Origin of the sequence: Methylobacterium hispanicum (assembly GCF_022179285.1) — a bacterium.
Taxonomy (GTDB): Bacteria; Pseudomonadota; Alphaproteobacteria; order Rhizobiales; family Beijerinckiaceae; genus Methylobacterium; species Methylobacterium hispanicum.
The window spans coordinates 53,886-63,100 of record NZ_BPQO01000006.1 but is presented as its reverse complement, the minus strand read 5'-3'; the positions used below and the strand labels follow the sequence as shown (position 1 = coordinate 63,100).

Annotated in this window: 13 protein-coding genes and 1 tRNA gene; 9 read left to right on the top strand and 5 right to left on the bottom strand. The window is 73.3% G+C overall.

Annotated elements, in window-relative coordinates; translation table 11 throughout:
* The first annotated feature begins 42 nt into the window (after positions 1-42).
* Genes MFF56_RS08725 through MFF56_RS08710 form a run of 4 tightly spaced genes read left to right on the top strand, consistent with a single transcriptional unit; the run spans position 43 to position 2,696 of the window.
* Complete coding sequence (locus tag MFF56_RS08725) at positions 43-366, top strand: XdhC family protein (RefSeq protein ID WP_066924379.1); 324 nt, start codon at positions 43-45, stop codon at positions 364-366.
* Positions 366-1,061 (top strand): XdhC family protein, encoded by a 696-nt coding sequence (locus tag MFF56_RS08720; protein WP_066924381.1) that lies wholly within the window; start codon positions 366-368, stop codon positions 1,059-1,061. The genes MFF56_RS08725 and MFF56_RS08720 overlap by 1 nt, the downstream gene beginning before the upstream one ends.
* Positions 1,058-2,092 carry a molybdopterin-binding protein gene (locus MFF56_RS08715; RefSeq protein ID WP_066924386.1) on the top strand — a complete coding sequence of 345 codons (1,035 nt, stop codon included), beginning with the start codon at positions 1,058-1,060 and terminating at the stop codon, positions 2,090-2,092. The genes MFF56_RS08720 and MFF56_RS08715 overlap by 4 nt, the downstream gene beginning before the upstream one ends.
* Positions 2,085-2,696 carry a nucleotidyltransferase family protein gene (locus MFF56_RS08710; protein WP_066924387.1) on the top strand — a complete coding sequence of 204 codons (612 nt, stop codon included), beginning with the start codon at positions 2,085-2,087 and terminating at the stop codon, positions 2,694-2,696. The genes MFF56_RS08715 and MFF56_RS08710 overlap by 8 nt, the downstream gene beginning before the upstream one ends.
* A gap of 23 nt (positions 2,697-2,719) precedes the next feature.
* Here the strand turns inward: MFF56_RS08710 and MFF56_RS08705 are convergent, their stop codons facing one another.
* The 3 genes from MFF56_RS08705 to MFF56_RS08695 all read right to left on the bottom strand — a co-directional run bounded on the left by MFF56_RS08705 (position 2,720) and on the right by MFF56_RS08695 (position 4,190).
* The gene (locus MFF56_RS08705; RefSeq protein WP_066924388.1) at positions 2,720-2,941 is read right to left on the bottom strand and encodes a hypothetical protein; all 222 of its coding nucleotides are present in this window, start codon (positions 2,939-2,941) and stop codon (positions 2,720-2,722) included.
* Between the two features lie 174 nt (positions 2,942-3,115).
* Complete coding sequence (locus MFF56_RS08700) at positions 3,116-3,316, bottom strand: DUF2256 domain-containing protein (RefSeq protein ID WP_197430648.1); 201 nt, start codon at positions 3,314-3,316, stop codon at positions 3,116-3,118.
* Positions 3,317-3,323: 7 nt separating this feature from the next.
* A complete protein-coding gene (locus tag MFF56_RS08695; RefSeq protein WP_066924389.1) occupies positions 3,324-4,190 on the bottom strand; it encodes a formyltransferase family protein in 867 nt (288 codons plus the stop codon).
* A 130-nt stretch (positions 4,191-4,320) separates the two neighbouring features.
* Between MFF56_RS08695 and MFF56_RS08690 the strand changes: the two genes are divergently transcribed.
* Positions 4,321-5,067: an SDR family NAD(P)-dependent oxidoreductase gene (locus MFF56_RS08690; protein ID WP_066924390.1), complete on the top strand. Its 747-nt coding sequence runs from the start codon at positions 4,321-4,323 to the stop codon at positions 5,065-5,067.
* Positions 5,068-5,126: 59 nt separating this feature from the next.
* On the opposite strand, the gene bcsS is transcribed toward MFF56_RS08690, so the two are convergent.
* A complete protein-coding gene (bcsS, locus tag MFF56_RS08685; protein ID WP_238229938.1) occupies positions 5,127-5,876 on the bottom strand; it encodes a cellulose biosynthesis protein BcsS in 750 nt (249 codons plus the stop codon).
* A 317-nt stretch (positions 5,877-6,193) separates the two neighbouring features.
* Here bcsS and MFF56_RS08680 point away from each other — a divergent pair, with 317 nt between their 5' ends.
* Positions 6,194-6,796: an exopolysaccharide biosynthesis protein gene (locus tag MFF56_RS08680; protein ID WP_066924394.1), complete on the top strand. Its 603-nt coding sequence runs from the start codon at positions 6,194-6,196 to the stop codon at positions 6,794-6,796.
* Between the two features lie 84 nt (positions 6,797-6,880).
* Here MFF56_RS08680 and MFF56_RS08675 read toward each other — a convergent pair whose 3' ends face one another.
* Entirely contained in the window at positions 6,881-7,009 is a 129-nt protein-coding gene (locus tag MFF56_RS08675; RefSeq protein WP_066924395.1) for a TFIIS helical bundle-like domain containing protein, read from the bottom strand.
* 295 nt (positions 7,010-7,304) lie between these two features.
* Here MFF56_RS08675 and MFF56_RS08670 point away from each other — a divergent pair.
* The 3 genes from MFF56_RS08670 (at position 7,305) to MFF56_RS08660 (ending at position 9,172) form a co-directional block, all read left to right on the top strand.
* Positions 7,305-7,394 (top strand) — tRNA-Ser (locus MFF56_RS08670).
* Positions 7,395-7,504: 110 nt separating this feature from the next.
* Positions 7,505-8,812, top strand: a complete 1,308-nt coding sequence (locus tag MFF56_RS08665) for a tyrosine-type recombinase/integrase (protein WP_066924396.1) — start codon at positions 7,505-7,507, stop codon at positions 8,810-8,812.
* Between the two features lie 51 nt (positions 8,813-8,863).
* Positions 8,864-9,172: a hypothetical protein gene (locus tag MFF56_RS08660; protein WP_066924397.1), complete on the top strand. Its 309-nt coding sequence runs from the start codon at positions 8,864-8,866 to the stop codon at positions 9,170-9,172.
* Positions 9,173-9,215: the final 43 nt, after the last annotated feature.

Here is a 9,215-nt window from a genome sequence, read left to right as displayed (position 1 = left end):
CCGGGCCCCGAGCGGGCAAGCGCCGGTCTTGAAGGCAAGGCGATGCTCTCCTCCGATACCGATATCCTGACCGCCGCCGCCTCGTGGCGGCGCGACGGCCGCGGCGTGGCGCTCGCGACCGTGATCGAGACCTGGGGCTCGGCCCCGCGCCCCGTGGGAAGCCACCTCGTCATCGATGAGGACGGCAACTTCCTGGGCTCCGTCTCGGGCGGTTGCGTCGAGGGCGCGGTGATCACCGACGCGCTCGACGTGATCACGGACGGGCGCCCGCGCGTGCTCGAATTCGGCGTGGCCGACGAGACCGCCTGGCAGGTCGGCCTCTCCTGCGGCGGCCGCATCCGCGTCCTCGTCGAGCGGGTGGACTGATGCGCGCCGAGACGCTGGACGCCCTCAATGCCGAGCGCGCGGCGCGCAGGGCCGCGATCCTCGTGACCGACATCGCGGACGGGGCGCAGCGCCTCGTCACGGCCGGGGCGATCGATGGGGATCGGCTGGCGCCGGAGCTGCGCCGGGCCCTCGCCGCCGGCCGCAGCGGCCTCGTCGAGCGGGACGGCCGGCAGCTCTTCCTCACCGTGCAGGTCCCGCCGGTGCGCCTCGTCGTGGTGGGCGCGGTCCATATCAGCCAGGCGCTCGCCCCGATGGCCGCCGCCCTCGGCCTCGCCGTCACCGTGATCGATCCGCGCACCGCCTTCGCCAGTCCGGAGCGCTTCCCCGGCGTGGAACTCGTACCGGCATGGCCCGACGCCGCGCTCGGCGGCGCCGTACCGGCCCTCGACCGCTACTGCGCCCTGGCCGCGCTCACCCACGACCCGAAGATCGATGACCCGGCGCTGGCGGCGGCGCTCCGGGCCGGCTGCTTCTACGTGGGCGCGCTGGGCTCCCGGAAGACCCACGCGGCCCGGCTCGCGCGCCTCGGTGAGGCCGGCCTCGGCGAGGCCGAGACCGCCCGCATCCGCGCCCCGATCGGGCTCGATATCGGCGCCGTGAGCCCGCCGGAGATCGCGGTCGCGGTGCTGGCGCAGGTCGTCCAGGCCCTGCGCCGCCCGGAGACCGCCCCATGAGGTTCGGGCGCGTCCCCGTCTCGGAGGCAGCGGGGCTCGTCACCGCCCACACCGTGCGGGCGGGGGGCGCGACCCTGCGCAAGGGGCACGTCGTCACGCCCGAGATGGCCCGGCAGATGGCGGCGGCGGGCCTCGACGACCTCGTGGCCGTGCGCCTTGACCCCGGCGACGTCGGCGAGGACGCCGCGGCCCGGCGGCTCGCCGAGCGCTTGGCCGATCGGCCGGGCGACGGGTCGCTGCGCGTCGCCGAGCCCTTCACCGGCCGCTGCAACCTCTTCGCCGAGCGGGCCGGCGTGCTCCTCGTCGAGCGCGCCGCGATCGACGCCGTCAACGCCGTGGACGAGGCGGTGACCGCCGCGACGCTGCAGCCCTTCCGGCCCGTCGTCGCGGGCGAGATGGTGGCGACCGTCAAGGTCATCCCGTACGCGGTCGCGGGCGACGTCCTGGAGCGCGCCTGCGCCGCCGTGCCGGCGCGGGCGCTGCGGGTCGCCCCCTACCGGCTCGGTCGGGTCGGCGTCGTCTCGACGCGCCTGCCCGGGCTGAAGGAAGGTACGATCGACCGCACGCTGCGCGTGCTGGCGGAGCGCCTCGCGCCGACCGGGGCCCGGATCGTCGCAGACGAGCGGGTTCCGCACGATCCCGCATCGCTCGCCGACGCGCTCGGCGGCCTCTCCCGCGCGGGCGCCGAACTCGCGGTGGTCTTCGGCGCCTCCGCGATCGCCGACCGGCAGGACGTGATCCCGGCCGGGATCGAGCGCGCGGGCGGCCGGGTCGAGCATCTCGGCATGCCGGTCGATCCCGGCAACCTCCTCCTGGTCGGGAGCCTCGGCGCCATGCCGGTGATCGGCGCGCCGGGCTGCGCCCGCTCGCCGAAGGAGAACGGGTTCGACTGGGTGCTGCACCGCCTGCTCGCGGGCCTCGCCGTCACCCGGGCCGACATCGTCGCGCTCGGCGTCGGGGGACTGCTCATGGAGATCGTCTCCCGGCCCCAGCCGCGGGACGGGGGCGAGCCGGACGAGGCGGATGCCTGAGCCCGGCCCCGCATTCCCCCCCGGAATCGGCATCGTGCTGCTGGCGGCCGGGCGCGGCACCCGCTTCGGCCCCGAGCCGAAGCTCCTGGCCGCGCTCGGCGGCCGCCCCCTCGTGCGGCACGCGGCCGAGGCCGCCTGCGAGGCCGCCTGCGCCTGGGGCCTCGGCCCGGTGGTCGCGGTGCTCGGCGCGCACGCGCCCGCCGTGCGGGCGGCGCTGAGCGGGCTCGACATCCGCTTCGTCGAGAACCCGGCCTACGCGGACGGGCTCTCCACCTCGCTCCGGGCCGGGCTCGCGGCCCTGCCGGAGGCGTGCCCGGGTGCCGTGGTGATGCTCGGCGACATGCCCCGCGTGGCGCCCGCCCTCCTGCGCCGCCTCGCCGAGGCCTTCGACGGGCGCGCCGCCGCGATCGTGCCGGTCTGGCAGGGACGGCGCGGCAATCCGGTCCTGCTGAACCACCGCCGCCTGGCGCCGGAACTCGACGGGCTCGCGGGCGACCGCGGAGCCGGCCCCCTCCTGGCGGGGCGGCCGGACGTCGTGGAGATCGCGGGCGAGGCCGGCAGCGGCCTCGACATCGACACGCCGGAGGCGCTGGCGGCCCTGTGACCCGGGGCGGCCGGCGCCGCGGCTCAGACGCGCCGCCGGGCGGGCCGCGGCGCGTGCGGCCGCACCGCCCCCACCCGAAGCCAGGCGCTCGCCCGGACGTTGAAGTCGCGCATGTCCTCCAGCGTGCCGGCGAGGTCGTGGCGCAGGTCCTCGCCGCTGCGGCGCAGGTGCTCCGCCTCGCGCACCAGGCGGCGGCTCTCCCGGAAGGCCGCCCTCGCCCGTCGCCACAGCTCGTCCGTCATCATCCGGCCTCGCACCACGGTGCCGATCAAGCCCATGGCGGCGGCAAGTATACAACCAGAGATAGAACGCGCGGAACAGAGCTTCCGGATTAGGACCGATGCGTATCGACGCGTATCGACGCGGCTTCCAAGCCCGCTCCGGCCTCAGGATCCGCGGGGCGGAGTCGTCCGCCCGGATCACTGAGCACCGGGATCCGTCTCAGGATCGGCCTGGCCCGGCTCGGAGCCCCGCGCGCGGCGCGCCTCCGCTCGGCATCGGTCGGAGCAGTAGCGCACCGCGTCCCACACGCGCTCCCATTTCTTGCGCCACGCGAAGGGCCGTCCGCACTGCGCGCAGACCTTTTCCGGCAGGTCGCCCTTGCGGCGCATCCGCGGCATCGCGGCCTCAGCGCCCGATCCGCGCTGCCTCGGCGAGGCCGACGGGCGACCAGCGCGTGAGCTGGACGAAGCCGTCGCGGGCCGCGATCACGAGGTGTCGGCGGTATCGGTGCACCACGGTGCCGGGCGCGTAGTCGTGCGCCGCGTGCCAGCCGCCGGCCTCAGACACGAAGATGCGGGCGTCCTCGACCCGCGCGATCGTCTCGATCGCCCCGAAGGCCCTGACGCGCCTGAGCACCGCATCGACTCCGGCCCGGAAATCGAGCGTCCGGTCGGCATCGCTCGCCCGCGGCCAGTACGAGCCGTCGCCCTGGGGCTCGGGCCGGCGCCAGCGCTGCGGCAACTCCCGGGCGAGCGGGCCGGCGGCGAGGCGCCGGGCCGCCATCTGGCACTTGGCCAGCAGGCTCTCGTGGCTCTCCTGCGGCCCCAGGCCGAACAGCTCCTGGGCCAGGATGTCGCCGGTGTCGAAGCCCTCCTCGGCGAGCACGTGCGCGGTGACGCCCCAGGTCTCGTAGCCCTGCTCCACCGCCCGGAACAGCGGGTAGGGACCGCGGCCCGTCGGCAGGGGCGAGGGATGGAGGTTGAGGCCGTAGGCCGCGAAGGGGCGCCAGCCCGTGATCAGCCAGGGATAGCCCGCCACCACCAGCGCCCAGTCCCGCCCGTGCGCCGCCCGCAGCGCCTCGAGGTCCTGCACCCGCAGGCGCGAGAGCTGGATCGGCACGCGGGCCTCGCGCGCGCGCGCCAGCACGACCTCGTTGTGATCGTAGATCCCGTCGCAGGGGCGGCTGAACAGCTTGATTGGGGTCCAGCCGGCACCCACCAGGGCCTCGAACACGCCGCCGAGGAAATCGATGCCCGCGAAGGCGAACTTCATGGTCTCAACGTCCTGGTCTCCCCGGAGGGCCTGCGACGCCGTGAACGGGTCCGGCTCGACCGCGCGGCCTCCCAGCCGTCGCGGCCCGCCATACCTTGAGCCGGTTCGGCGCGGAGGCAAGGGGCGATCGATGAGCGGGGCGCGGGGACGGGTTCTGATCTACGGCGGAACCGGCGGGATCGGTGATGCCACGGCGAGGGCGCTGCGCGGGCGCGGCTACGCCCTCCACCTCGCCGCCCGCGACGCCGGCCGGCTCGAGGCCGCGGCCGCGGAACTCGGCGAGACCACGACGAGCGCGGGCGATGTCGCCGACCCGGACTTCTTCGCGCGGGCGACGGAGGCGGCGGGCGCGGGCCTGGCCGGCCTCGTCTACGCGGTCGGCACGATCAACCTGCGCCCGCTCGCGCGGCTGACGCGGGCCGACGCGGAGGCCGACTTCCGGCTCAACGCGCTGGGCGCCTTCTCGGCGGTGCAGGCGGCGGCCGACGCCCTCCGGGCCGGCGCGGGCGAGGCGGGGGCCGGCGTCGTGCTGTTCTCGACGGTCGCGGCGCGGCAGGGCTTCACCGCCCATGCCAGCGTGGCGATGGCCAAGGGCGCGGTGGAGGGCCTCGCCCTCTCGCTCGCGGCCGAACTCGCTCCGCAGGTCCGCGTCAACGTCGTGGCGCCGTCCCTGACCCGCACGCCGCTGGCCGCCGCCATCACGGCCAACGCGACCCTGGCGCAGGGCATCGCCGGCATGCACGCCCTGCAGCGGCTCGGCGAGCCGGACGATGTCGGGCGCCTCGCCGCCTTCCTGGTCTCCGACGAGGCCGCCTGGATCACCGGACAGGTCATCGGGGCCGACGGCGGCCGCTCGACGCTGCGCACCAAGGGCTGAGACCGCCCACCGACGGCCGCTCCACGGTGCGCCTTTCCCAAGCGCTTTTCCCGGCACCCCTACAGCGGCGTCCAGACGGCGAGCGCCAGGTAGGGGCCAGGCCGGCGTGCCGTCTCGAACTGCACGCCCGCGGAGGCCCGGAGGCTGAAGCCGCCGAGCGCGAAATCCGTGGCGTGCAGGCCGAGGTTCCACTTCCGGTACGCGGTCCGGTCCGCGTAGAGGCTCGCCTCCGGCCCCAGATAGGCGCCCCAGAGGCGGTAGCCCCAGGCGAGGCGTCCCCAGGCATCCTCGCGCGACGATCCGAGGATCGCGGTGGCCTGCAGCAGGGTCTCGGGCGTCGGCCGTGCCCAGACCTCGCCGTGCAGGCGCAGGCCCCAGCGCGCCGGTAGCGGCAGGCTGCCGGCGGATCCGCTCAGCATCTCGACCGAACCCTCCGGCCCGGCGAAGAGCGCGACCACGCCCCACTCGTGGAACCACTGGTACCCGGCGACCACGGCACCGAGCGCGGTCGTGCGCGAGAGGCTCGCCATCACCGGCAGGCGTGCGCAGGCGCACATGCCGCGCTCGCGCCTGTGACCCGCGCCGACGCTCGCCAGCAGGACGAACCCATCCTCCGCAGCGCCGCCCGGCGCGACCTTCGCCCCGGCACTCAGAAAGGTCGCGGCGCCCGCGTCCAGGGTGCCGAACAGAACCGTGTCCCATTCGCCGGCCGTCGCGGCCGGCACGGGCCCCATCAGCGCGCCCAGCTCAGCGACCCAGGCCCCGAGGCTGCGGATCCACCGAGGGAACGTGGCCGGCCGAACGCTCACCGCGCGCACTCCTCAGACCGTCGCGCGGCGCGCGAACCTGAGATGTGCCAACAATCCTACATGCGGGGATTGAGAACCACCAGACGTTAACGCTCGAACGAAGGGTTCTCACGCAAAATCCGGCGCATGAAGACTTCAAACCTCAAGTAAACATTGCGACCATATCAAACTTGAGGTTAACTTCGGGACACGCGTGAAGCGCGCCTGCATGGCCTTCGCCGCCGCGGCTGCCTCCCACCCCGCCCGGGGGCCCCGCGCTTGGCGGCGCAGGCGAAGTCCGGTAGAGCCGCGCCGGGACAGCAAACAACGGCCGAGCCTTGTATTCCGGTGCACGAACGTCCGAAGTCCTCACCGTCCTGGCCAGCCAGGACGGTGACAGGCTGACCGTCGGCGACATCGTCGCGGTCCTGCGCGACCGGGCCTTCGCGCTGCTGGTGGTGCTGCTCGGACTGCCGAACTGCCTGCCGATGCCGCCGCCGATCCCGTTGGTCTGCGGCCTGCTGCTGCTGCTCGTCGCCGTCCAGATCGCGGCCGGGATGTCGGCGCCCTGGCTGCCGCGCCGCCTGCTCGGCCGCTCCATCGCGCGCCAGGACGTCGAGCGCGCGGTGCGGCGCGCAGTGCCGATCCTGCAGCGCCTGGAGCGCTGGTCGCGCCCGCGCATGAGCGTGTTCGAGAGCGCCCTCGGCATGCGCGGCATGGGTCTCGCGCTCCTGACGCTCGCGATGGCGCTGATCGTGGCTGCGCCGATCATCGGCCAGATCCCGCTCGGCCTCGCCGTCTGCCTCGTCGGGCTCGGGCTGGTGGAGCGGGACGGCGTCGTGGTGATCGCGGGCCTCGTGGTGGGCACGGCCGGCGTCGCGCTGAACGCCGGCTTCGTCTACGCGATCGTGGCGGGCCTGATGAGCCTGTTCAGCCCGTAGAGCTGCCGCGGATCGCGGCGGCGGAAGCGGCTCCCGTGCGATCCAGGGGCCGCTCCCTCGTGGCAAACCACCCTTTGGCTCGCGCTAGCGGCGCAGGATCTTCGTCACGAGGCGCCCGATCGGCGTGCTCGAATCGGCATTGCGCGTATCGCGTGCGACGGCTCGATCCTCGTTGCCGAGGAGTTTGGTGACGATGCGTCCGATCAGGCTCATGGGACTCGATCCTCTGGCGTTCACGCGCACCGGCGACCTTCCGGCGGCGGCGGCACGGCTCTCCTAATCCAACGGTCGAGCCTGTCGGGCCGTTCCCCGGCGCCCCCCGGACGGACCTCGGGCCCGGCCCTGCCCGTCCGCGGACGAGCAGGCGCCGCGCGCCGGCCCGTTCCACACCGCGCGCGGCAGCAAACGCCTTGCCAGGAGCGGGCCTGGACGCTACAGCACCGCCACCTCGTCCGGCCTGCCCCAACACGACGCCTCCCCGCGTCGCCTCGGAGCCCTGGCGAGGTCTGGAGGGGTGGCCGAGTGGTTGAAGGCGCACGCCTGGAAAGTGTGTATACCGGCAACGGTATCGCGGGTTCGAATCCCGCTCCCTCCGCCACGTCCTACATCTGAAAATCTATATATCTCAACGCGCTGAGGGCGTTTCTTGACCGATCGTGCCCTCATGGGGCACGGTAGCGTCCTACGTAACGTCCTACACGGGCCCGGATGTCCGAGTTCCTGACGCGCCGCGCCGGCTTCTGGCACTACCAGCGCCGCGTTCCCCTCGCCTTCGCCGAGCACGACACCCGGGGCATCGTCCGGCAGTCCACCCGCATCCGCATCGCCGACGATCCGCGCGGCACCCGCGCCGGCCGGGCGGCCGATCGCATCAACGCCGAGCTGGAGGCCTTCTGGCGCGCCAGCCTCGTCGGCGAGAGCACGGACGCCAAGGCCCGCTACGACCGCGCCCGGAAAGACGCACGGCGGCTCGGCTTCGAGTACATCACCGCGGCCGAGGTCGCGCAGCGCCCGATCGCCGAGATCCTGGCGCGCTTCGAGGCGCTGGCCGCGGGCAAACCCGACGACCGCCCGGCCGAGGACGCGGTGCTCGGCCGCGTCGAGCCCCCTGCCCTCGACATCGACGGCCTCTTCGACGAGTTCGAGGCGCTGATGAAGCCCTCGCTCAAGGGCATGTCCGAGGACCAGGTCCGGAAGTGGCGCAACCCGAAGAAGCGGGCCATCGCCAACCTCGTGACCGTGATCGGCAACAAGCCGCTGTCCAAGCTCACCCGCTCGGACGCGCTCGACTTCCAGCGCTGGTGGATCGATCGCGTGATGGTCGAGGGCGTCGAGATCGAGACGGCCAACAAGGACATCGGCCACCTCAACAAAATGCTCGGCAAGGTCGAGCACACCCACCGGCTCGGCCTCGGGCCCGTCTTCGCGCAGATGCGGATCGAGGGCGGCCGCACCGGCCAGCGCGTGGCTTTCGCCCCGGCCTTCGTTCAGGACCACTTGCTCAAGGCCGGCGCGCTCGACGGGCTCAACCCGGACGCCCGCCGCCTGCTCTACCTGATCGCCGAGACCGGCCTGCGGCTGTCCGAGGCCTGCAACCTGACGGCCGAGACGATCCGCCTGGACGATCCCGTACCGCACGTCATGGTCCGCCCGATCGGCCGCCGCATGAAGACGGACCAGTCCGAACGGGACATGCCGCTCGTCGGCGTGGCGCTCGCTGCGATGCAGGCTCAGCCCGACGGCTTCCCGCGCTACCGGGACAAGGCCGCCAGCGTCTCCGCCACGATCAACAAATTCCTGGACGAGAACGGCTTGCTACCGACCGAGGGGACCACACTCTACTCGCTGCGGCATACCTTCGAGGACCGGCTGACGGCGGTCGAGGCGCCAGACAAGGTCGCGGCGGCCATGATGGGCCACAAGTACCACCGCCCGCGCTACGGCGTCGGGCCGAGCCTCGCCCAAAAGCGGGAGTGGCTGGAGCGGATCGCGTTCCGCGCGCCGACGGAGGTGTAAGCAGGTTCCGCGCAGTGCGGTAAAAGTCTGGCTCCGGGAGGAGCGAATCAGATGTCCAAGTGGTGGATCGGCGGCGCGCCGTACACATGCGAGAACGCGCGCTTTATGACCAACCTGAATAAGGGCCACCCGCATGGGCCAGGGCAAGCGCGTGGAAGCGTCTTCCCGGTGCCGCTGGTGCATTCGGGATACAGCCTCTGGCTGGAACACATCACAGACAAGAAAGAGGGTACGGAGGCCTTTTGGCTCATGTGGTACGACCAGCGAGGCGCGCCGACGATACCGGCGAGCGGCGCGATGTGGCCGGACCAACTTAGAGAGATGATCGCGCAGCTTTCGGCGTTCGTGGATCCGAAGTGATAGCCAAACGCTTCACGAGGGCCGAGGCGTCGCCCACCTAGGG